This window comes from Herbaspirillum sp. RV1423, assembly GCF_000577615.1.
In the GTDB taxonomy this organism is placed as follows: domain Bacteria; phylum Pseudomonadota; class Gammaproteobacteria; order Burkholderiales; family Burkholderiaceae_D; genus Herbaspirillum.
This window is the reverse complement of the sequence record NZ_CBXX010000003.1, coordinates 175,952-199,402: the sequence shown is the minus strand read 5'-3', so window position 1 is coordinate 199,402 and position 23,451 is coordinate 175,952. Positions and strand designations below refer to the sequence as shown.

General features: G+C 58.5%; 17 protein-coding genes. 12 read left to right on the top strand and 5 right to left on the bottom strand.

Annotated features, from left to right (window positions below):
- Positions 1 to 28 precede the first annotated feature (28 nt).
- On the bottom strand, positions 29 to 1,810 hold the full coding sequence (locus tag RV1423_RS04395; protein ID WP_034293571.1) for an autotransporter assembly complex family protein: 1,782 nt from the start codon (positions 1,808 to 1,810) through the stop codon (positions 29 to 31).
- Between the two features lie 261 nt (positions 1,811 to 2,071).
- On the opposite strand from RV1423_RS04395, the gene RV1423_RS04385 reads away from it, so the two are divergent.
- The gene (locus tag RV1423_RS04385; RefSeq protein ID WP_034293567.1) at positions 2,072 to 2,863 is read left to right on the top strand and encodes a ferredoxin--NADP reductase; all 792 of its coding nucleotides are present in this window, start codon (positions 2,072 to 2,074) and stop codon (positions 2,861 to 2,863) included.
- Between the two features lie 53 nt (positions 2,864 to 2,916).
- On the opposite strand, the gene RV1423_RS04380 is transcribed toward RV1423_RS04385, so the two are convergent.
- Positions 2,917 to 3,378 (bottom strand): hypothetical protein, encoded by a 462-nt coding sequence (locus RV1423_RS04380; RefSeq protein WP_034293564.1) that lies wholly within the window; start codon positions 3,376 to 3,378, stop codon positions 2,917 to 2,919.
- Positions 3,379 to 3,736: 358 nt separating this feature from the next.
- On the opposite strand from RV1423_RS04380, the gene RV1423_RS04375 reads away from it, so the two are divergent.
- The 4 genes from RV1423_RS04375 (at position 3,737) to RV1423_RS04360 (ending at position 9,074) form a co-directional block, all read left to right on the top strand.
- A complete protein-coding gene (locus tag RV1423_RS04375) occupies positions 3,737 to 4,405 on the top strand; it encodes a response regulator transcription factor (RefSeq protein WP_081768685.1) in 669 nt (222 codons plus the stop codon).
- A 550-nt stretch (positions 4,406 to 4,955) separates the two neighbouring features.
- A complete protein-coding gene (locus tag RV1423_RS04370) occupies positions 4,956 to 5,492 on the top strand; it encodes a fimbrial protein (RefSeq protein ID WP_034293561.1) in 537 nt (178 codons plus the stop codon).
- An 89-nt stretch (positions 5,493 to 5,581) separates the two neighbouring features.
- On the top strand, positions 5,582 to 6,346 hold the full coding sequence (locus RV1423_RS04365; RefSeq protein ID WP_231502047.1) for a molecular chaperone: 765 nt from the start codon (positions 5,582 to 5,584) through the stop codon (positions 6,344 to 6,346).
- 85 nt (positions 6,347 to 6,431) lie between these two features.
- Positions 6,432 to 9,074: a fimbria/pilus outer membrane usher protein gene (locus RV1423_RS04360; RefSeq protein ID WP_034293555.1), complete on the top strand. Its 2,643-nt coding sequence runs from the start codon at positions 6,432 to 6,434 to the stop codon at positions 9,072 to 9,074.
- Between the two features lie 133 nt (positions 9,075 to 9,207).
- Here RV1423_RS04360 and RV1423_RS04355 read toward each other — a convergent pair whose 3' ends face one another.
- Both RV1423_RS04355 and RV1423_RS04350 read right to left on the bottom strand, forming a co-directional pair.
- A complete protein-coding gene (locus tag RV1423_RS04355; RefSeq protein WP_034293553.1) occupies positions 9,208 to 10,563 on the bottom strand; it encodes an adenylosuccinate lyase family protein in 1,356 nt (451 codons plus the stop codon).
- Between the two features lie 456 nt (positions 10,564 to 11,019).
- Positions 11,020 to 11,751, bottom strand: a complete 732-nt coding sequence (locus RV1423_RS04350) for a GntR family transcriptional regulator (protein WP_034293550.1) — start codon at positions 11,749 to 11,751, stop codon at positions 11,020 to 11,022.
- A 189-nt stretch (positions 11,752 to 11,940) separates the two neighbouring features.
- Between RV1423_RS04350 and RV1423_RS04345 the strand changes: the two genes are divergently transcribed.
- The 3 genes from RV1423_RS04345 (at position 11,941) to RV1423_RS30870 (ending at position 16,206) form a co-directional block, all read left to right on the top strand.
- Entirely contained in the window at positions 11,941 to 13,278 is a 1,338-nt protein-coding gene (locus tag RV1423_RS04345; RefSeq protein ID WP_051516478.1) for a cation:dicarboxylate symporter family transporter, read from the top strand.
- Positions 13,279 to 13,301: 23 nt separating this feature from the next.
- Positions 13,302 to 14,474, top strand: a complete 1,173-nt coding sequence (locus RV1423_RS04340) for a mandelate racemase/muconate lactonizing enzyme family protein (protein ID WP_034293547.1) — start codon at positions 13,302 to 13,304, stop codon at positions 14,472 to 14,474.
- Between the two features lie 97 nt (positions 14,475 to 14,571).
- Positions 14,572 to 16,206: a methyl-accepting chemotaxis protein gene (locus RV1423_RS30870; protein ID WP_081768684.1), complete on the top strand. Its 1,635-nt coding sequence runs from the start codon at positions 14,572 to 14,574 to the stop codon at positions 16,204 to 16,206.
- Here the strand turns inward: RV1423_RS30870 and RV1423_RS04330 are convergent.
- On the bottom strand, positions 16,135 to 17,019 hold the full coding sequence (locus RV1423_RS04330) for a LysR substrate-binding domain-containing protein (RefSeq protein WP_034293789.1): 885 nt from the start codon (positions 17,017 to 17,019) through the stop codon (positions 16,135 to 16,137). The two genes, RV1423_RS30870 and RV1423_RS04330, sit on opposite strands and share 72 nt — an antisense overlap.
- 137 nt (positions 17,020 to 17,156) lie before the next feature.
- Here RV1423_RS04330 and leuC point away from each other — a divergent pair, with 137 nt between their 5' ends.
- The 4 genes from leuC to RV1423_RS04310 all read left to right on the top strand — a co-directional run bounded on the left by leuC (position 17,157) and on the right by RV1423_RS04310 (position 23,451).
- Entirely contained in the window at positions 17,157 to 18,551 is a 1,395-nt protein-coding gene (leuC, locus tag RV1423_RS04325) for a 3-isopropylmalate dehydratase large subunit (RefSeq protein WP_034293544.1), read from the top strand.
- On the top strand, positions 18,551 to 19,198 hold the full coding sequence (gene leuD, locus RV1423_RS04320; RefSeq protein ID WP_034293541.1) for a 3-isopropylmalate dehydratase small subunit: 648 nt from the start codon (positions 18,551 to 18,553) through the stop codon (positions 19,196 to 19,198). Before leuC ends, leuD begins: the two co-directional genes overlap by 1 nt.
- An 81-nt stretch (positions 19,199 to 19,279) precedes the next feature.
- Entirely contained in the window at positions 19,280 to 20,590 is a 1,311-nt protein-coding gene (locus RV1423_RS04315; RefSeq protein WP_197034875.1) for an MFS transporter, read from the top strand.
- Positions 20,591 to 20,898: 308 nt separating this feature from the next.
- Positions 20,899 to 23,451 (top strand): cation-translocating P-type ATPase, encoded by a 2,553-nt coding sequence (locus RV1423_RS04310; RefSeq protein WP_034293536.1) that lies wholly within the window; start codon positions 20,899 to 20,901, stop codon positions 23,449 to 23,451.

Sequence of the window (23,451 nt, the reverse complement as noted above, 5' to 3'; positions counted from 1 at the left end):
TGGGTAAAGAATAAAGAATAGAAAGTAATTAAAAAGCGATGCCGAGCGAAATATGTGGCCGGAACTGCTTCTTCTGCACGCCATAGGCGAGGTCCAGATTGAGCGAGCCGACCGGGCTGCGCCAGCGTGCGCCGGCGCCGACGCCGCTGTAAAAGGTCTTGTTTTCCCAACTGTCGGCGGCCGTGCCGACATCGTAAAACACTGCCGCACCCCATTTTTCGGTGAACCAGCGCTGGTATTCGGCGCTGCCGGTGACCAGGTATTTGGTCGGATACACGGTGCCGTTCTGCTCATTGCCGATGCTGTCGTAGCTGTAGCCGCGCACCGAGTCGTTGCCGCCGGCGCGAAACAGCAGCGATGCCGGCACTTCCGACGCAGCGCCCTTGGTGAAGACGCCGCCCAGGTCGGTGCGCAGGATGATCAGGTCGCGTTTCGCGACCGGCACATATTGCTTGAAGCGGGCATACAGGCGGCCGAAAGTCTGATCGGTAATAACGCCCTTGACGGCGAAGCCGGTCTCCAGCGTCAGCAGATTGCCGTGGCGCGGGAAGATGGGATCGTCGACGTTGCGGCGCACCCAGGAAAAGCCGGGCACCAACGCCTGGTGCTTGCCTTGCGTGATGACGGTATTGGCCGGCAGCGTGGCGCCGTTTTCCTGTTGCAGTTCATCGCGGTAATAGGTCAGCGTATAAGCGGTGTCGTACAGTTCGCCGTTGCGCGCGCGCTTGATGCCGGCACGCAGGCTGCGCAGGTCGACGCCTTCGAGACGGGTGCGTTCCATTGACGTGTTGACGCTGTTGACGAAATTCTTGCCGTCGGGAGGCATGGCCAGGTTGAGCAAGCCGTACTGGCGCTTCTGTTCCAGCCGCAACTGGCTGTCGAAGGCATAGGCCTTGTTGAACACGTTGTAATGCGAGTAGCGGCCTTCGACCTGGGCGCCGGTGTCGGTGGCGTAGCCGATGCCGGTGCGTATGCGCTGGGTCGGGAATTCGGTCACCTGCACTTTGACCGGCGCCATGTCGGCATTTTCAGGATCGTTGTCGATGCCGATGATGGCGTTGCTGAAGTAGGGCGTATTCTGGATCTGGCGTTGCAGCGACAGCAGGCGATTGACGTCGTATTCTTCGCCGACGTTGAGCGGATTGACGTTGCGGATGATGCTTTCGGGATAGCGTCGGGTGCCGGTGATCTGCAAAGGCCCCAGCGTGAAACGCGGTCCGCTGTCGTACTGTACGGACAAATCGGCTTGCTGGTCGTCGGGATCGATGCTGGCCTGCGAGCGGGCGATGCGCGCGGCAGCATATTTATGTTGCTGCAATTTTTCCAGCCCCTGGTTCTTGGCGTTGTCCCAGTCTTCCTGGCGGAACGGCGCGCCGACCGGCAACGACCAGTCCTTGCGGATAGCGTCGATGCGTTGCGGGTCATTTTCGGCGGCGGTGCCGGTGGCGCCGATGTCGACCGTGCTGATCTTTGTCCGCGGACCGGCGTTGACATGCAGTTGCACGCGCTTGTCGTATTTCTGGTCGTCAGGCTTGCTGCCTGGAATTTGCTCCACATTGATTGTGGTCGTCGGCGAAAAGTAGCCTTCGGTCGAGGCCAGTTGCACCACCTGGTCGTTCACGGTGTCGAGCAAAAACTTCAGTTGTTCTTCGCTCAGGTCTTCCCGGTTCTGGTAGCGCACCAGGTCCAGATGTTTTTCCAGCAGTTTTTGCAACGGGGCGGGGGCGGTGATTTCAACCTTGTAGGCGGCATACGCCGAGCCGGTCGCACACGAGAGCAGGGCAATGGCGAGTCGGCAGGTCCATTTCATCGGGCGTTCGTTGATTTTTGACACTGTATAAGCGGGTACTTGGCAACGCACTCTTCCTGAAGTGCGGTTAGGATGTGAATTATTCTATCCACTAGGCCTTGCCGGGCAGGAAATAGTTCCCCTGCAACAGCCATGGATATCGGCGTGCTGACAAGCGGCGCCTTTACCGCCATTGTATCCGGCAAAGTTGCGAATTGAATGAAGAAGCGGCTTTGGCGGCCATTTTTCAGAATTTTACCGGACATATATAAGGAGCAGGACGTGAACGCGCAAACCCCGGCAACCGGCAAGGCCACGCAGGAAACCCTCGTTTCCGTACATCGCTGGACCGACAAGCTGCTGACATTCAGGACCACGCGTCCGGCGGATTATCGATTTACGCCCGGACAGTTCGCGCGGCTGGGGCTGATGGTCGACGGCGAAATGGTATGGCGCGCCTATTCGATCACCTCCGCCGAGGCTGAAAACGCGCTGGAATACTACGCCATCGTCGTCCCCGGCGGACTCTTCACCTCGGCCTTGATCCGTTTGCAGCCGGGCGATCCGGTCTGGGTGGAAAAGTTGAGCTATGGCTTCATGACGGCGGACCGTTTTGCCGACGGGGAAGACTTCTGGATGCTGGCGACCGGCACCGGCCTCGGTCCTTATGTGTCGATCCTGCAGCAGCGCGAAGTGTGGCATCAATTCCGCAACCTGGTGCTGGTGCATTGCGTGCGCCACGCGGAAGAACTGAGTTACCAGGAAAAATTCGAGTCGCTGCGTGCACAGGCGCAGGCAGCGGGTTTTCCCGCCCGGCTTCAGTTGATTGTGATGACGACGCGCGACGACGATGCCGCCGGATCCGATCACCTGCATGGCCGCATCACCGCTGCGCTGCTCGACGGCAGCCTGGAGCGCAAGGCCGGACTGGCGATCACCGCCGAGGCGTCGCGCCTGATGGTGTGCGGCAACCCCGACATGATCACCGAAGTGCGCGACATCCTGCGCGAACGCGGCCTCGGACCTTGCCGTCGCGCGGGCGGCGGGCAATTCATTACCGAAGATTATTGGTAATCAGCCGTCCCGGCGGACACGGCACGCGCCTTGATTGCTTGAGCGAAGGGGGGCTACCGATAATCGAACGAGACAAGGACGCTGCTCTGCATATGCGTTGCGTCGATGTTGGCAGCCTTGCGCAATGTCGCGGTCAAGGGGACGATGATTTCTTTCCTGCCGCTGAAAGCGTAGTTGATCTTGTCGCCCGGGCCGATCAGCGATGTTTTGTGACTAAGTGCGACTTCTGCCCCGGCGACGCCGCTGCTGAAGGTCTTCCTGCCGGTGGTAACGCCCATGTCTTGCACGGAAATCTGCACGGACTGGTTCGCGTTGCAATAGACGTTGAGGGGGAGAGGGCTGCCGGATTTCGCTCCGACCAGTGTCCTCAGGTCAAGCGCGAAGGCTTGCACCGTGCATACCGATTCGACGATGGCACCGGAAAAACGTATTGTGCCGCCGAACGAAAATGCAGAACAACTGGCGAGCAAGGAAAAAAAGACAAGGCGGTGAAAATGGATCGCGGTCACGGACATGGTCATGCTCCTCGAAAAAATATATGGCTAAAATGAATTCGTGATTTAAAGTTAAATCGAATTTTTTCGAGGTGTGGAGAATGTGTTGCTTATTATTTTTGGAATATTTTCTGGATTATATGTCGCAATAATTTTGTTTGCTGTTGCTTTTCCGCAATATCAATAAATGCCGAAAAATATTTTTTCCAATTTCCTCATAGGGGGAGGAATAATTTACAGATTTTGGCGAAGAAGGGCAGGGAACCAAGCGTCGTCGTAACCACTCCAGAGCATGTATTTTTTGAGGGGCACATCGCACATGCACGAGGTGCGTATGGTTGAAGCCGCGATACGTGCAAATTGATGATAGGAGAATGTTATGAGTTCGATGTCGAGTAAAGTCTTGCAAATTGCAATTGCGGACGATCATCCAGTGGTGCTCAATGCACTGAAACATGAATTGGGGCGCCTGCCGGAATTTCGCATCGTCCTGACGGCGCATACCGGCGAGGAGTTGCTGGACGCACTCTTGCGTACTCCATGCGAAGTGGTCGTGACCGATTTTGCAATGCCGACCGAAGGAAAGGACGAGGCAGACGGTTTTATCCTGATCAAGCGCATCCGCACCGAATTTCCTTCCACCAAGCTGATTGTCTATACGGCCATGAACAACGGCGCGGTCGTCAAACGCTTGTACCGCATGGGTGTTTTTTCCGTGATCAGCAAAAGGGAAGAAGCCGACGAACTGATCAATGCCTGTCTCGCCACGCAGTCGAACAAGCAGGTCTATTTTCCGGTTTCCTTGCGCGGCGAGCTCGAAATAAGCTGGGCCCAGGGCGACGCGTTCACGCAAAACAAGGAGCTCACCATGAGCGAACTTGAAGTGGTGCGCCTGTTTGTGGGCGGTTCTTCCCTCGGTGAAATTTGCGAACGTCTCTCGCGCACGCCGAGCACCGTCAGCACACACAAGAACAATGCCATGCGCAAACTGGGCCTGGCGACGGACGCCGACCTGATCAAGTACGCTTACGCCACCGGCTTGATCTGATCTTGCGCGGCTGCCGGGACAGCTTCATCTGCGCCGGTCGCATGAATGTGAGAAAAATTCCGTTTTCCGCGATTCCATTTGCCAGGATGGCGTTGCAGCGGTAATCAATATAAAGAAGAAGACACGAGGGAGCGCGGCATAAGGGGGCACGCTCCATTCCAGTCTTTTTCATCCCTTTTCTTTTTTCCTCCATCTCGTCATTGCCGCGTGGCGGCCGTCAATCTCGCGTCGTTGTGCGCCATTACGTGCCATCACATGCCATTGCGCGTCGGCAAGCAATCCCTGCTTCGCGTGCGCGCGCCCGAAAAATCACCGCCCATTATCCGGATCGAAGGCTGCGGAATCTGTCCGCTTACGCGCGTGCGCAACAAATTTTTCGTCGTTTCCATTCAATTGTTTGGTGCAAAAAACGTCTTTGAGAGTTTTCCTATATTTCTGAGAAAAGTCCTTCCCTAGAATGCCGTTCAAGACGAGAACAGCAATGCGATTCAAGTCTTTTGCGCTACCGATGGCCGGTACGTAATTTTTATTTTAATTTTATGGAGTAGTAATGAAAAAGTTAATTCTGGCATCGCTGTTTTCTGCCGCAGGCCTGGTTTCCGTGACTGCGCAAGCTGTCAACACCATCAGTTTCAACGGTGCCGTCACCGATGCGACTTGCACCGTGACCACAGGTACTCTCGGCGACTTTTCCGTCGTATTGCCAACCTTGTCGGCTGCGGAACTGAATTCCGCCTCGGGTGGACGAGGCACCAGCGGCTTTCAAATCGACCTGACCGGTTGTACTCCTGCGAGTGGCAATGTCCGCGCCTTCTTTAACGCCGGTCCGACCGTCAACACAGCAGGACGCCTGACGAACACAGCGGCTGCTGCTGTTGCAGCAAAGAACGTTGAAATCCAGTTGTCCAACGTGGATGGCTCGGTCATCAATGCTTTTGGCGGCAAGAGCGTTCAGAACGCGGCGCAATTTCCCATCAGCTCCACTGGCACTGCGACGATGTTCTACAAGGCCTCTTACTACCCGGTCGGCACCGTCACCTCGGGTGCTGTGAATTCCAGCGTTGTTTATTCGCTCGATTTCAACTGATCGGCGACGATGAAAATGCCGGCTGCGGCCGGCATTTTCTTTTCGGATGTCATGCAATGTGATGTGCTCAACATGAAAAGGGGGTTGCAATGAAAAATAACAGGATGGCTGCATATTTTGCAGCGATAGCGATGCTGCTCAGCAGCGCGTCGTCTTTCGCCAGCGTCGTGATCCATGGCACGCGCGTGATCTTTCCTGCCGACGAGAAGGAAGTCACGGTGCGCATGACCAATGAAGGCAAGGCGCCGGGCCTGGTGCAGGTATGGATCGATACCGGCGACATCAATGACAAGCCCGACCAGACGCAAGTCCCTTTCGTGCTGACGCCTCCGCTGTTTCGCGTCGAGCCGGGAAAAGGACAGACCTTGCGCATGATTTTCAGCCAGAAGCCGTTGCGTCAGGACAGGGAGTCGATCTTCTATCTGAACCTGCTGGAGGTGCCGCCGCGTCCCAAGGATCTGGACGAAAGCGACGTGAATTATATGCAGATGGCTTACCGGACGCGGATCAAGATTTTTTATCGTCCCAAAGCATTGAATACCCAGGAACAATATTTCGCGGCTCCCGCGCAAATCAGTTGGAAAGTGCTGCGCGACGGCGATGCCGGCTATGTACTTGAAGCCAGCAACCCAACGCCTTATTACTTCAGCTTTACCAATGTCGGTGTGATGGGCGGCGCTGAAGGCGGCAAGGATGCCGTGAACAACGACGGCGGCATGGTGGCGCCGGGAGGCACTGAGCGTTTTCCACTCAAGGAGATGAAGAAGCAACCTGACGCAGGGGCAAAGGTCAAGTACACCTTCCTTAACGATTATGGCGCCGGCGTCGACGGCGAGGGCAGTCTGTCGAAGTAGGTAAAGAGCGGCAGTTTATTTAACGACGCCATTGCGGCGGCAAGCAGATATTGGATATGTCTTTGCAGAAGAGCAGGCAGATTTTATGAAACACAATTCCCTTCCATTCAAGCACCAATTGCTGGGCCACCTCGTTTTGGCGGCCGTCGCATCCATGCAGTCGTATTCCGTCTCTGCCGCCAATACGGAAAAGAAACCGCCTGCCTTGGCGCAGGCAGAGTTCAATAACCAGTTTCTGCAGAACAAACAAGGTGCTCCGTCCATCGACCTGTCCCGCTTCGCCAAGGGTAATCCGGTGTTGGCGGGCACGTACCGGGCCGACATCTATGTCAATGAAAACTGGATCGGTCGTAACGACGTCCTGTTCCGAAATATGGACAGCAATGCGGATGACGCCCGTTTTTGTGCGACTCGTTCGTTCCTGGAGATGGCTGGCGTCGACTTTCAGAAACTGTCGCCTGAGGCCATCACTGCCTTGGGCAGCACGGCGGCCAATAGTTGCCTGCAGATCGAAGATCTGATTCCAGGTGCTTCCGCCAGTTTCGACAGCAGCGATCTGCGCCTGAACATCAGCATTCCGCAGATTGCCGTCAGCAGACATGCACGCGGGTATATCAATCCGGAATTTTGGGACCGGGGCGTGAATGCCGGCATTCTGGGATACAACTTCAACGCCTATCGCACCAGCAGTCCGGGAGCGCCATCCAACACCTCGATGTATCTGGGGCTCAACGGCGGCATCAACCTCGGCGACTGGCGCTTTCGCAATACGTCCTCGGTGACGCGTCAGGCCGATGCGAAAATGCGTTACCAGAGCATTGCCAGTTACCTGCAGCGCGAGATCATTCCCTTAAAGAGCCAGTTGACGATCGGCGACACGTTTACTTCAGGGCAGTTTTTCGACAGTTTCTCATTTCGCGGCGTGCGTATGGCGTCTGATGAACGCATGCTGCCCGATTCGCAAGTCGGTTATGCCCCGGTTGTGCGCGGCGTTGCCAAGACCAATGCCAAGGTCAGCATCAGGCAGGGCGGCAATATTATCTATGAAACCACGGTGGCGCCTGGACAATTCGAGATCAACGACTTGAATCCGACCGGTTACGGTGGCGATCTGGATGTGACGATCACGGAAGCCGACGGCAGCCGCTCCAGCTTTTCCGTTCCATATGCCTCGGTGGCGCAGATGTTGCGCCCCGGGATGAGCAGGTACAGCGTCAACGCCGGACGTACGCGCGACGTCGGCAGGTCGCAGGTGAATTTTGTACAGGGAACGTACGAGCGCGGCATCAGCAATGATGTCACCTTGTTTGCCGGCGGTCTGATTGCGAATGACTATCTGTCCGTCGTGGGCGGCGGCGCCTTCAACACCGAGATAGGTGCATTTTCCGCAAGCGTGACGCATTCGCATGCCAATCTGTCCGATCAGGAGACGCGAAGCGGTCAGAGCTATCGCGCCGATTACAGCAAGTTGCTCAAGGATACAGGCACGAACTTCTCCCTGGCCGCCTACCGTTATTCCAGCAACGGCTTCATGCGTCTGCAGGATTTTCTGGCCGCGAAGAATGCCGCGGCATCCGGTTCCAGCTTTAATCTGGTGGATCGTCAGCGTGCCCAGTTGCAGTTGATGGTGAGTCAGACATTGGGAGAGAACAACGGTTACTTCTATATGAGCGGATCGACCCAGAACTACTGGAACCGACCGGGATCAAGCACGCAGTACCAGGCCGGCTATAACAATAACTGGAGGACGATCTCTTATAACTTCTCTGTGCAACGCCAAAAAGATCTGACAAGCGGAGCAGTCGACACGCAATATTATGCGAGTGCCTCCTTCCCGCTGGGGAAAGAAGTGCAGTCGCCGCGCCTCAACAACAGTGTTCAACGCGACAGCCGTGGCGGTACTACGTTGCAGTCGTCATTGACCGGTACTCTCGGGGACGACAATGCATTCAGTTACGGTGTGAGCGGCTCGAAGAATTCGTCATCAAGCGGCGCTTTTATCAACGGCCAGTATCGCAGTCCCTATGCCACCATCGGCGGCGGATACGGCTATGCCAGCGGCGGTTCGTCGCAAATGTCGGCGCAGATATCGGGAGCCGTTGTTGCGCATCCCGGCGGCATCACATTGGCGCAGTCGATCGGCGACACCATCGGTATCGTCGAAGCACCCGATGCAGAAGGCGCGGCGGTCAATACGCCCGGCGTGCGCATCGATGGCCGCGGCTATGCCGTGGTGCCGTATCTGACGCCTTATCGTATCAATGAAGTCGCCATTGACCCGAAAGGCATGTCGACCGATGTGGAACTGGCGGTCACCAGCCAGCGCGTGGCGCCGCATTCCGGTGCAGTGGTAATGATGAAATATCCGACGGTCAGTGGCCGCTCGATCCTGATTCACGCCAAGATGCCAAACGGCGACGCAGTGCCTTTTGGCGCGGAAGCTCTGGATGCCGAAGGCAATCAGGTCGGTATGGCCGGGCAAGGTGGTGTTGTGTTCGTTCGCACGGTGGCGGCCGACAGCGGCAAACTGACGTTGCGCTGGGGCGCAGCAGCGAAGGATCAATGTACGCTGAGCTACGATCTTCCCCCACGGTCGAAAGATGCCAAAGGTATGGTGTTCGACACTACCGAAGCACGTTGCGAAGCAGGTGGACAATTGGCCGCGCGCAAGAAGAGCGTAGAGGTGATCGGCAAGAATACCGACCCCGATCCTGCCATTCTGCGTTGATCGATGTTGCCGATGTTGCGTGCAATGGATAAGGAGACCGTATTTGATACGGTCTATTTCTTTCCTGATGTACAAGACAGGACAGGAATGAGCAGATCTGCCTGGCTTGCGGTGAGCGAATATCCAACGCCGGCTATGCCAGAATCGTCTGTGCCGCCACGCTTCTCGCCATGGCGGCGGCGGAACCGAGATAATTTGCAGGATCGGTAAGCTGCTTCAGTTTATCCAGGCCCAGTTCGTCGGTAATGGACTGGTTGCGCGAGAGGACGACGAACAGTGTTTCGCCGTTTTCGATGGCCGTCTTGCAGGCTTCATAGACAACGTCATGCGCATGCTGGCGGCCGATCGCGGGCGCCAGTCCCATCATCACCGCCTCCGCGACGATAAGGCCGCCGGTCAGGTCAAGATTGCGGCGCATTCTTGCCTTGTCGACGGTCAGGCCGCTCAGCATGAAGTGCGCCTGAAACAGCGAGCTCGACGCCAGCAGGAAACTTTCAGGCAGGGCGCTCCATTCCAGGTGCCAGGGGCCGGTTGCCCGTTCGAAATCCTGCATCAGGCTATCCAGCATCAGGGCCGCGCGTTCGCGCAGCATTTTTGCCGCCGCGAACATGAGTTCGCTGGAAATGGGATTGCGCTTTTGAGGCATGGTGGAGCTTGCGCCGCGGCCCTGTACAAACGGTTCAGCCAGTTCGCCGAATTCCGACGCGCACATCATCATCACGTCCATGGCAATCTTGCCGAGGGAGCCGCCGATGGCCGCCAGGGTCGTCACGATTTCAACCAGGCCGTCGCGCGCCACATGCCAGGTAATGGACGGATTGCCGAGTCCGAGTTCTTTGGCATACGCCGCCCGGACCGCCAGTCCTTCTTCGCCGCCGCCCAAAGAGGCAAGGGTTCCCGCGGCGCCGCCGAATTCCACCAGCAAGGCGCGCGACTTCAGTTGCGTCAGGCGTTCCGCATGGCGGTTCAGCGACGATAACCATACCGCGCAACGAAAGCCGAAGGTAACCGGGAGGGCGTGCTGCAAATGCGTTCTTCCCGCCGTGACGGTATCGGCATGTTCCAATGCCAGCTTCTTCAACGCGCCGCGGGTTTCGTTCAATTGCGTCTCGATGAGCGCGACGGCGCGCTTGCACTGGATCATGGTTGCCGTGTCCATGATGTCTTGCGTCGTTGCGCCCCAATGCACGTAGCGGCCGGCCTCGCCGCACATTTCGCTCAATTGCTTCACCAGAGGCAATATCGGATAACCGACGATCTCGGTTTCGGTACGAAGTTGTTCGACGTTCAGATTGTCGTAGTCGGAGAGCGTCGTGATTTCTTTCGCCGCGTCGGCAGGAATCAGGCCGACTGTCGCCTGCGCACGGGCCAGGGCGGTTTCCGCGTCGATGCATGCAACCAGATAGGCCTTGTCGTCGAATATCTGGCGCATTGCGTCAGTGCCGAACATGTCTTTAAATAACGCGGAGTCGAAAACGGTCGTGGCCATGAGAGTCTCTCGAAGATGGTGACTGAAGAAAAATGTCGGACATGTGCAAATTAATATGTCCGTACAATTAATAAGTACGGACATATTAGCATTTTGAAAGATGCTGTCAACCGGGCGAAGATGCCGGGAGGCGAAGGGGCGCAGCGCCGGGAACAGGGTCGCTCAGAAGAGTAATGCCGTTCAGTTAAGTTTAAAAGCCTGTCAATCCATCACAACGGTCGTTCTGACGAAGGTCGGGACCGAGCGTCGTATTGGACGTCTGCACGACTCTGGGTCCCGGCGTGCGCCGGGACGACGGATGGGAAAACAGGTGTCACTGAACGGCATTGCCGCATCGTCGCTTCACCGCAACCATCGTCCTGACGAACGTCAGGACCAGTCGTCGTACCGGACGTTTTCATGACGCCAGGTCCCAGCGTGCGCAGGGACATCGGCAGTCGAGCGGCGAGGAGAATACTAGGAATTGATCTGCCGGCGCAGATTGAACGCATAGGTGAACCGGTCCGCCGGAAAAGTGCTGACGGTGACTTCAAAAGGGATGCCATGCTGGTCAATATACTGGCGCACGATCTCAAGGGCATAAGAGCCGGTTTCGGCCCCGAGGGCGCGAGCGAAACGCTTGGGGACGCCGGTGGCGCGGATTTCCTGGCGGATCTCGGCGACTACGCGACCATATTTTTCTTCTATCATTTCGCAGATCAGGCCACTGCTTTTCCGCAATTGCCGGCGCATGCCGGTTGCCAGGGCCGGATCCAGATAGACGTCGGTCCAGCAAATCGGTGTCTCCGGCTTCTCGCGGTCCACCCGCAGCAGTTCCACCCGCAGCCAGCGTTGTTTCGGCTTGCAGTGCAAGCGGCCGGCCAGTTCCGGATCGCAGACGATTTCCTCTATGGTCTGCACATGGCGCTCGGTGACGACCGCGAACTGAATCAGGTCTTCGACATTGGAAATGGATTGTTCGTAGCCGTGCCGGGGTTTAAGCGCCTCTATCCGGATGCCGGCGCGCTTTCTGCGGGAAATGAGCCCGAGTTCCTGTACCCGCTGGAGAGCGGAGCGCATCGTAGACCGGCTGACGCCATATTGTGTGGAAAGATCGATCTCGCTTGGCAGGGTGGCGCCGATCGTGAATTTTCCTGTGCCGATTTCGTCGATGATTTGCTGTGCAAGCTCTGCGTAGCGTGGCTGCATTTGTTGTCCTGCCGATATCAATGTATAGATCGCATGGTATCCGCATACCTTCTTTCTGCCAAGTGCGGCGCTTGGCCCGCGCGGTTATTCCAGCCTCTTCTGAAAGAAGTTGACTATAGTCAAGAAAATTAATATAGTCCGAACATATTATAAAAGTCCGTACTTATTTAATTCAGTCCAGGAGACTTCATGTCCATTTCCTCAAACGTTGACGATGCGGCGGCAGACGCTCCCATCGTGCGAAAACCTTTCTATCTGCGCCTCGGTTTTCAGATATTCACCGGTATCGTCCTTGGGCTTGCTCTGGGATTTGCGGCTCCCAAGATCGCGATTCCCATGAAAGTCCTGGGCGACATCTTCCTCAATCTGATCAAGATGATTGTGGCGCCGCTGGTGTTCCTGAATGTCGTGTTGGGCATCACCGCCGCCGGCGACCTGAAGAGCGTGGGGCGCATCGGATTCAAGGCCTTGCTCTATTTTGAGATCGTGTCCACCATCATTCTGGTCATCAGCATGGTGATTGCCAATCTGTCGGGCGTCGGCGCCAATCTGAACCTGCATTTGTCGACGGATGCCGCCCAAGTGGCGGCGGCGACAGCGACGTATGGCAAATCGGCCGAGATGTCGTTCTCGAAATTCCTGCTCGACATATTCCCGCACAGTTTCTTCGGCGCCTTCGCCAACGGCGCATTGCTGCAGGTCCTGGTGATTTCGATCCTGTTCGGCGCCGCGGTTCTCGCCTTGAAGCCGGAGCAGCGGCGCGGCGTCGAAGCGGCGTTGAACGGGATGTCCGACTGCTTCTTCAAGCTGACCGACATCATCATGAAATTCGCCCCGATCGGCGCATTCGGCTCCATTGCCTTTGCCATCGGCAACAGCGGCATGGCGGCAGTGCTTTCTCTGGGATACCTGCTGCTGGTGCTGTACATTTCGCTGGCGCTGATGATCGTGGTGGTGATGGGCATCATCCTGCGCATTTACGGCTTCAACATCTTTCTCTTCCTGCGCTATTTCAAGGACGAAATCGTACTGCTGTTTGCCACGGCTTCATCGGAAAGCGCATTGCCGCGCCTGATCGAAAAGCTGCAGAGGCTGGGCTGCAGCAAGCAATCCGTCAGCCTGGTCCTGCCGACCGGCTATGCCTTCAACCTCGACGGCACCGCAGTCTATATGTCCTTGTGCGTGCTCTTCCTTGCCAATGCCTACGGCATCCACCTGACGCTGGAGCACCAGCTCGGCATTCTGGCACTGATGCTGCTGACCTCGAAAGGTGCTGCGACGGTGTCGGGCGGAACGTTCATTGTGTTCGCGGCGACTGTGACGGCATCCGGCATCCTGCCGGTGGAAGGCTTGCCCCTGCTGCTGGGGATCAATCGCCTGACCTCGCAGGCGGTCAGCATTTGCAATTCGATGGGAAATGCCGTGGCGACGATGGTCGTGTCGAAGATCAGCGGCGAGTTCGATCCTGAACGGACGCGCGAAGAGTATCACCGGGTATTGGGTCGCGACATCAACGCCGCGATCTGAAACATCATCACAGGTAAACAGGCATGGCAAAAATTGTTGCAATCAAAGAGTTATCGGTTCGTCTGCAAGGCGAAGTCGCCAATGCGTTGGTCAGCTTCGCCGAGCATGACATCTCCCTGGTGGCGGTGGTCAGCGACGTCGTCCGCAACGGCAAGCCGGTCATCGGCTATGCATTTGATTCGATCGGCCGCTATGCCCAGGGCGGCATCTTGCGCGACCGCATGATCCCCCGTCTGCTGGCGGCCGAACCGGCATCGTTGCTGGACGAGGCAGGGACGCGTTTCGATCCGCTGAAAGTGCTGCGGACCGTCATGCGCAATGAAAAACCCGGCGGCCACGGCGATCGCGCAGCGGCGGCGGGCGCGCTGGAACTGGCTTTTTGGGATCTGAACGCGAAACTGGACGACGAGCCTGCGCACGTCGCCATCGCACGGCATTGCGGACGTCGTGGAAAGACGGAAGGTGTCGACGTCTACGCCGCCGGGGGATATTACTATCCCGAGGAAAGCACCGAACGATTGAAGCAGGAGTTCGAAGGATATGCGCGTCTCGGGTTCAATGCATTCAAGATGAAAATAGGCGGCGCTTCCATGGCGACCGATCTGGCGCGCATCGAGGCGGCGCTAAGTGTCGTCGACGGCGACGGCGCACGGCTGTCCGTCGACGCCAACGGCCGTTTCGACCTGAAGATGGCGCTGGAATACGCGAATGCGATTGCTCCCTACCATCTGCGCTGGTACGAAGAGATCGGCGATCCGCTCGATTTCGACCTCAACCGGCGGGTTGCCGAGGCTTACGCAGGCCCGATCGCGACAGGCGAGAATCTGTTTTCCGTTCCGGATGTCAAGAATCTGGTCTTGTTCGGCGGCATGCGCGCCGGCAAGGACATTTTCCAGATGGACCCCGGCCTGAGTTACGGACTGACCGAATATATACGCATGCTGGAAGTGATGGAGCAGCATGGATTCGATCGCCGCAACGCCTATCCTCACGGCGGCCATCTGATCAATCTGCATATTGCCGTCGGTCTGGAACTGGGTGGCTGCGAAGCCTATCCAGGCGTATTCCAGCCGTTCGGCGGCTATCCCAAAGAATGCGCGTTGCAGAACAGCACCGTCAGGCCGACGGATGCCGCGGGCTTCGGCCTGGAACAGAAAGCGGAACTGCGTCCGTGGCTGGAACGGCTGATCGCATAGGAATACACAAGCAAATTACACGTTGCTGGAATCGGGATACGGCGGGACGCGTACCCCGATTCATTCGTTAAGAAAAAATAATTGCCGGGAGGGCATTATGTTGTCGAAGCTATCTATCAAGGCGCGTCTGACAGGGGCGATCCTGGTGCTGGTCGGTCTGTTGATCGTCGTCGGCGTGATCGGCCAGGTGGCCAGCCGCGCCGGCGATACGGCATTGCAGGAAACCTATTCGGTGCAACTGGCTTCGGCGCTGGCAATCGGCGAGTCCAAGTACAACCTCGCGATTGCCCGCATCGCCATCGACCGGGCATTGCTGCATCCGGAAGCGGGCGACATGAAAGGGCTGATCGACAAGACGCGGGACTATCTCAAAGTGTCGGACGCCGCGTGGCAGCGTTATCTGGCCTTGCCGAAATCCGCCGAGGAAGACGCCATCGCCAAGGAGGTCAGCGCCAAGCGGGATATTTTCAATCAACAGGCGCTGCAGCCCGCGCTCAATGCCCTGTTGCAAGGCGACGCGACCTCCGCGGACAGATACACCATGCAGGTTGCGCCGCCCTTGTCCCTGGACTTCACCAAGAGCGCCATACGGCTGGACCAGTATCATCTGAAACACGGGCAGCAAAACTATGACAGCTTCAGAAGCGAGCTGCGTACCTTCGGCCTGCTGTCGGTCGGCATGATCATTCTCGGCGTCATCGTGGGCGTGGTCTGCACATTCAGCCTGCAGCGCGCCATCACACGGCCGCTCGGCCAGGCGCTGTCGCATTTCTCCGCCATTTCGTCAGGCGACCTGAGCCGCAATATCCTGGTGCATTCGCAAGACGAGATGGGCAAGCTGATGGCAGGCCTGCGGACCATGCGCGACGGCTTGCGGGCCACCGTGGCGTCGGTCCGCCAGTCGGTCGATTCCATGGCGACCGCGACAGGCGAGATTGCATCCGGCAACACCGATCTGTCCCAGCGCACGGAAGAACAGGCCGCGTCGCTGGAAGAAACCGCGGCGAGCATGGAGGAGTTGACGGGCACGGTGAAGCAGAACTCGGACAGCGCGCGCCAGGCCGGCGTCGTGGCCGGCGAGGCGGAGTCGATCGCCATGCGCGGCGCGGCGGTGACGGACAAAGTGGTCGGCACCATGCGCGGGATACAGGACAGTTCCGGCAAGATGTCGGCGATCATCAGCGTCATCGACGGCATCGCGTTCCAGACCAATATCCTGGCGCTCAATGCCGCCGTCGAGGCGGCCAGGGCGGGCGAGCAGGGACGTGGTTTCGCCGTCGTCGCCAGCGAAGTGCGCAGCCTGGCGCAGCGTTCCGCCGTGGCGGCCAAAGAGATCAAGGAACTGATCGACGACTCGGTGGTGAAAGTCGGCGACGGCACGGCACTGGTGGAGCAAGCCGGCTCCACCATGCAGGAAATCACCGGCGCCGTGAGAAAGGTCACCGCCATCATCCGTGAAATTTCCCTGGCCTCGGACGAGCAAAAGGAGGGGATCGATCAGATCAACAAGGCCATCTCGCAAATGGACGGCGTGACCCAGCAAAATGCGGCACTGGTCGAAGAGGCCGCCGCAGCGGCAATCTCCTTGCAGGAACAGGCGCGGACGCTGAAAGACGCGGTGGCGATATTCCAGCTCGGGGAGCACGGCGAACCGCTGCTGTCAGTCGTTCCCGCGAAGATGCTGCAGCAGCCGCATGACAGCCGTAGACTGAGAAATGTTATCGTTCCATAGGATTTTGAACTGGCGGTTGCACCAGCGATCATCGAGTCTGATCGCTGAATAGCGCGACGCATCGGCGCCTTGCAGTGCAATCTCCGGAATGATGGCGACGCCGAGTCCCTCCGACACCATGTTCCGCATGGCCTCGAAGCTCGTCACCTGCACGGTCGGGCGGATGTGCCGGTTCACGGCGCTGGCGGCGCGTATCGACAGCGTATTGATCGATGCTCCGCGTTGCATCATGATGTGATTTTCATCCAGCGCATCTTCAAACCGGATGTGCTTGCGTGCGGCCAGCGGATGGTCCAGCGGCGTAATCAACACCAGCGGATCGTCGCGAAAAAACGCCTCCGAAAGACCCGCCGTCGTTTCCGTCGGCGCGCAAATGCCCAGATCGGCGACGCCGGCCGCCACCGCCGCCGGGATTTCATCGCTGAGCCGTTCCACCAATTCAACCTGGACGCCCGGATAGCGGCTCATGAAAGGCTTGAGTTGCGCCGGCAGGTAATAGCAAAGCGCCGTCATGTTGACCCAGATGCGCACCGTCCCCTGTATGCCCTCCCGATGTTCGCTGATGTCGCATTCGATGCGGTGAAGCTGCGCCATCACCGTTTTGGCATGTGCATAGAGCGATCGCCCCGCAGGCGTGGGTTCGACGCCCCGGCTCAGCCTGCGCAGCAATGCAATGCCGGCGCTTTGCTCCAGTTCGGCAAGGCGTCTGCTGATGGCGGACGCCACCATGTTTCCCGGCTCGGATGCCGCCGTGATGCTGCCGTGTTCCACCACCAGGATGAACAGCTTCAACGTCTCAATATCAAAATGCATGTCGCCGGCCAATTCTTGATTCTTAATTCTGGTTTGTCGATTTGCGATAGCTGCTCTGGTCAAATAGCATGCCTTCCCTGTTGGCGGACTGATATCCTTTTGGCAGAGACAAGTCACCTGAATGAGCCACTCCATCCATGTCAGCCGCCAAAACGCTATTCGAAAAAATCTGGCAACGCCATATTGTTGCAGAACATGAGACCTCGGTGTTGCTTTACATCGATAAGCATCTGGTCAATGAAGTCACCAGCCCCCAGGCGTTCGACAGCCTGCGCGAAGCCGGCAGGAAACCGTGGCGCAGCCGGTCCGTGCTGGCGACGGCCGATCACAATATTCCCACAGTGAATCGCCAGGCCGGCATGCACGACGAGATTGCCCGGCTGCAGCTCAATGCGCTCGAACGCAATTGCAGCGAATATGGCCTGCACTACTATTCCCTGAACGACGCGCGCCAGGGGATTCTGCACGTCGTGGCGCCGGAACTGGGGGAGACCTTGCCGGGCATAACCATTGCCTGCGGCGATTCGCACACCACCACCCACGGCGCGTTCGCCGCGCTGGCCTTCGGCATCGGCACCTCGGATGTCGAGCAGGTGCTGGCCACGCAAAGCCTCACCATTCCCAAACTGAAAACCATGAACGTCCTGCTGCATGGCATATTGCCCGACGGCATCTATGCCAAGGACATCGCGCTGGCGTTCTTGCGGGAGTTCGGGACCGACTGCGCCACCGGACATGCGCTCGAGTTCTCGGGCGACGTCGTGGCGAAGCTGAGCATGGAAGCGCGCATGACGCTGTGCAATCTTTCCACGGAGGCCGGCGCACGCGTGGGCATCATCGGCGTCGACGACGTCACCATCGACTATCTCAGGGGGCGGCCGTCCAGTCCCAAGGGGCGCGACTGGGAACTGGCGCTGGAATACTGGTCCACCTTGCACAGCGACGATCACGCCGGCTTTGATCGCCATCTGTCGTTCGACGTCAGCCGCCTGACTCCGCAAGTGACGTGGGGAACCACGCCCGCCATGACGGTCGGGCTTGACGAAAGCGTGCCTGATCCGCGCGAGTGCAGGGATCCCGAGGCTGCCATGCGCGCGCTCGACTACATGGGATTGGCCGCCGGCACGCCCATGCGCGCGATCGCGCTGGACAAGATTTTCATCGGTTCGTGCACCAATTCAAGAATCGAAGACCTGCGCGTGGTGGCGGAAGTCGTGAAGCACCGCAAGGTGGCGGCGAACATCCGCGAGGCGCTGATCGTTCCAGGGTCGGGTTCCGTGAAGCGGCAGGCGGAACAAGAGGGCTTGCATGAGATATTCCTGGACGCAGGCTTCCAGTGGCGCGACGCCGGTTGCTCCATGTGCCTCGGCATGAACAACGACAGCCTCTCCGAGGGAGAGCGTTGCGCCTCGACGTCCAACCGCAATTTCGAAGGCCGCCAGGGACGCGGCGGGCGCAGCCATCTGGTCAGTCCCGCGATTGCCGCCGCCGCGGCCATTGCCGGACACTTCGCCGCGCCGGGAGAGCTTTGATGCAACCGTTCAGCCAACTCACATCCCATGTGGTTCCCATCGACCGCGCCAACGTCGATACCGACGCCATTTTGCCCAAGCAATACATGGCGCTGACGACACGCGCCGGTTTCGGCGAATTCCTGTTCGATAACTGGCGCTATGAAGAAGCCGGCGCGCCTGGCCGCGACAATAGCCGGCGCACGCCGAAAGCCGGTTTTTCCCTCAACGACCCGGCCTGTCAGGGCGCGCAAATCCTGCTGAGCCGCAAGAACTTCGGTTGCGGATCGAGTCGCGAGCATGCCGTGTGGGCATTGGAACAGTGGGGCATACGCGTACTGATTGCGCCGAGCTTCGCGGATATTTTTTACGGCAATTGCTTCAAGAACGGTGTCTTGCCGATTGTCCTGGAGGAGCAGGCTGTTGCCTCCCTGTTCGATGTCCTGCGGCAAGCGGGCCGCCTTGAATTGACGATCGATCTGGTCGGCCAGAAGGTGATCGTCGACGCCAACACCGCATATGCCTTCGACATCGACCCGATGCGCAAGCGATCGCTGCTGCTCGGCATTGACGAGATCGGCCAGATTCTTGAAGAACACAGCGCGGCGCTGCAGCAGTTCGAGCAACGCAGATTCAGGCTGGAACCCTGGCTTGCCGCCGGACAGTAGGACTGGAAAGCAGAACGTCGTCCGATACCCCATATCGGATGAACCATATTCACAAAAAGAAGGAGAGACGATTTGGACTCGGTGCAAAAACTACTATCAAGTGGCGCCTCATGGCATGCGCGGCTGACGCCCAAGCATTGGAAGACGCTCAAGGGCGCCTTCCTGGGATGGATTTTCGACGGCTATGAAGCCCTGGCGCTGGTGATCGTCCTGTCGCCGCTGCTCAGTTCGCTGATGACGCCGCAGCAGGCTGGTTCCAAACCGTTCTATGCCGGCCTGGTCATCGGCATCACCTTGCTCGGCTGGGGCATCGGCGGCCTGATCGGCGGGATCATGGCGGATTACGTCGGCCGCAAGAGCATGATGATGTGGTCGGTGTTCCTGTACGCCATGCTGACAGGCCTGACGGCGTTTTCGGATTCCATCGCGACCCTGTGCGTGCTGCGTTTCCTGACCGGCCTGGCGATGGGCAGCGAGTGGAGCACCGGCATTGCCCTGGTCGCCGAAACCTGGCCCAAGGAGGCACGCGCCAAGGGCGCCGGTTTCCTGCAGTCGGGCTTTGGCTGGGGCACGTTGATTGCCGCGTTGGTCTGGTATGTCCTGACCCTGACCAATCCTCTGGGGGCGGACAACTGGCGCATCATGTTCATCGTGGGCGCGCTGCCGGCATTCTTCGTCCTCTATATCCGCCGGGATGTGGACGAGTCCGAAGAGTGGATTGCCGCCGTGCGCAATCAGGAGTGGGGCGCCACCGAGGCTTCGCATGAAAAAGGCGGCAAGCGGCCTTTCACCCTGAAGCAAGTCTTCAGCGAGCGCGAAGCCGTGCGCCGTATCCTCCTGACTTCGCTGCTGTCGGTGGTGAGCATCGCCGGCTGGTGGGCCGTATCGAGCTGGCTGACCGATTACACCAGGGTGATCGCGGTGTCCCAGGGCAGCAACTTCCACGGCGATTCGTATGTGTCGCTGTTGTATACTGCCGGCGCGATCGTCGCCTACATCCTGTCAGGCTTCATGGCCGACGCCTTCGGCCGGCGATGGTTTTTGTTCTTTACGTTCGCCGGCTCGCTTGCCTCGACGATTGTGGTGTACAGCTACGTCTCCACCGTCGGCCAGATGCTGGTATTTGCGCCGATCAACGGGTTCTTCACGCTGGGTTGCGCGTTCGCCTGGCTGGCGATCTATCCGGCGGAATTGTTCAATGCCTCGGTGCGTTCCACTGCGGTCAGCTTCGTCTTCAACTCCGCTCGCCTGATCGCATGGTGTTTCCCGATCGGCGCCGGCGCGATGATCAAGACGTTCGGCGGGATTGCGCCAACCGCGCTGGTGTTCGGCTCGGTCTATGCCATCGGTCTGATCGTGCCGTGGTTCTTGCCCGAGACGGTCGAGGCGTAACGGTTGTCGTCCATTCTTCCCGAGATGGACGATCCGGGGATGGAACGGTTGCCGGCCCAACAAGGCGACGGACCGTATCTGGATCGTGAGGGCCCAGGGCAGTCACGGGGATTGGCGATATGGAAGTACGTTGCCGCAGCGGATTTTGACCGGTCAGATTGCGTCAGACGGCCGATGTGAGAATAAGGTATTTGATATTGATCAAAAGAAAGCACGCGCCTCAGGCGTAGGATGGGCAGTCAAGCCATCTCCAGCGGAGGAAAATATGTGCGACAAGATGTCCGCGCCAACCGGATGCAAGCTATCCGATGACTGATTCTTCCCCGGCATCGCAAGGCCTCTCTGACGCGGAGGTCGCAGCCCGGCTCGCGCGCGACGGATTGAACCAGTTGCCGAAGGATCGTCAGGGAGAATGGCTGATCGCTTTGCGTGAGTTGTTCGCAGAGCCAATGTTCCTGTTGCTGATCGCATGCTGTGCGGTTTACCTGATGCTCGGCAATCGACAGGAAGCCTTCATGCTGGCGGGATTTATCGTCATCGTCATGGGCATTTCCTTCTACCAGAACCGCCGTGCCGAGCGCTCCCTCCAGGCCCTGCGCGATTTGTCCAGTCCGCAGGCGCTGGTCATTCGCAATGGCCGGCCGGTGCGGGTAGCAGGAAGTGAACTGGTATGCGGGGACATCGTCCTGCTATCCGAGGGTGATCGCATTCCCGCCGACATGCGTTTGCTCGACATGACGCAACTGATGGTTGACGAGTCCATGCTGACCGGCGAATCCGTCCCTGTCGCCAAGCACGCTTCAGACATGTTCGCCGACGGCGTGCCGCCGGCGGACATCACATCGGCAGCGTACGTCTATTCGGGAACATTGATCGTGCAAGGAAGCGGCCGGGGGGAAGTCACCGAGACAGGTGTGCGCAGCGCCCTGGGCAAGATCGGGAAGTCGCTGGCGGATATCGACGATGCCGAGACGCCGACCCAGCGGGAAACGCGCCATGTGGTGCGCAACGTTGCCATTGCCGGTCTTCTCCTGGCATGCGTTTTCGGGATCGTGTACTGGCTCATGTCCGATGACTGGCTGAGCGGCATTCTGGCCGGCTTGACCCTCACGATGGCGGTTGTGCCGGAAGAATTCCCGGTAGTCCTCATGCTGTTCCTGAGCCTGGGAGCATGGCGGCTTTCGCAGAACAAGGTATTGGCCAGGAATATTCCCGCAATCGAACGGCTTGGAGCGACCACTGTGTTATGTGTCGATAAAACCGGCACGCTGACGGCGAACCGCATGGCGCTCAGACGCATCTGTTCCGAAGACGCCGACTATGACGCGGCAGGCGGAGATAGCGGTCCTTTGCCCGAGTCATTGCATGAGGTGATGGAGTTTGCCGTTCTGGCGAGCCATCGGCATGCTTTCGATCCTATGGAAATGGCAATAGCCGAGACCGGCAAAAAACTGTTGTCGAATACGGAGCATCTCCACGCGGATTGGACATTGGTCGACGACTATCCGCTGGGGCAGGAGATGATGGCGATGTCGAGAGTGTGGCAATCTCCCGATTTTCAGGAATTCATGATTGCGGCCAAAGGGGCGCCGGAAGCGATTGTCGACTTATGCCATATGGATGCCGTCAGGGCCGCGCGTATCGGCGAACAGGTCGGCGTCATGGCGCAAAATGGCTTGCGTGTTCTGGGTGTGGCCAAAGCGGTTTTTCCGGCAGACGTTTTGCCGATGAAGCAGCACGATTTTGATTTTGTATTTCTCGGCCTGGTGGCTTTTTCGGATCCCGTGCGTGCCGACGTGCCGCAGGCGATCGCGGCCTGCCATGCAGCCGGTATCCGGGTCCTGATGCTGACAGGCGACCATCCGGCCACTGCGCTGGCAATCGCGAAAGAGGTCGGCTTGTCTGATGGCGAGGAGGTCATGCTCGGCTCGGAGATCGCTGTGCTTGACGACCGGACCCTGCGGCAACGCTTGTCGGTAACCAGTGTTTTTTGCCGGATTCAGCCTGAGCAAAAGTTGCGGCTGGTGGAGGCCTTGCGCGCGCAAGGGGAAGTGGTGGCAATGACGGGCGACGGCATCAACGATGCGCCGGCGCTGAAAGCCGCCGATATCGGCGTCGCCATGGGGGGGCGCGGCACCGACGTAGCACGAGAAGCCGCCGATCTGGTGCTGCTCAACGATGACTTTTCGTCCATCGTCACGGCGGTCCGGCATGGTCGCCGGGTATTTGGAAATCTGCGCAAGGTGATCGCTTTTGTGGTTGTCGTGCACGTACCCATCGTTGGCCTATCGATTGCGCCGATCCTGCTGGGCTGGCCGTTATTGTTGATGCCTGCCCATATCCTTTTCCTGCAACTGATCCACGGTCCTGTCTGTTCGATCGTGTTTGAAGCAGAGCCGGAAGAGCCGGACGTCATGGCGACCAAACCGCGAGCCGTCGATCAGCATTTGTTCGACGCCAGTCTCCTGAGGCTGGGGTTATGGCAGGGAGGCGGGCTGCTTGCGCTGTTGCTGGCGATTACGGGCGGCCTGCATTACGCCGGGAATCCTCCCGAGATGATACGGGCGGAAGTCTTTTGCATACTGGTCCTTTCCAATCTCGGCCTGGTCTACATCAACCGTTCCGCAGGTCCGACGTCATGGCGGTCCTCCATCGCCAATCCGTATCTGGGATGGTCCCTGGCGGTCATTTTGCTATTGCTCGGGGTCCTCTTTTTCATCCCGGCCATCCGGCAGCTATTTTCGTTTTCCCCGCTATCCATGACGATGCTGTCGGGAGGATTGGCTGCTGCCGCGCTTTCCTGCCTATGGTTTGAAATGGTGAAGCGCCGTCGTTTTGCATCTGTTCCGCAGGCGCTGTGA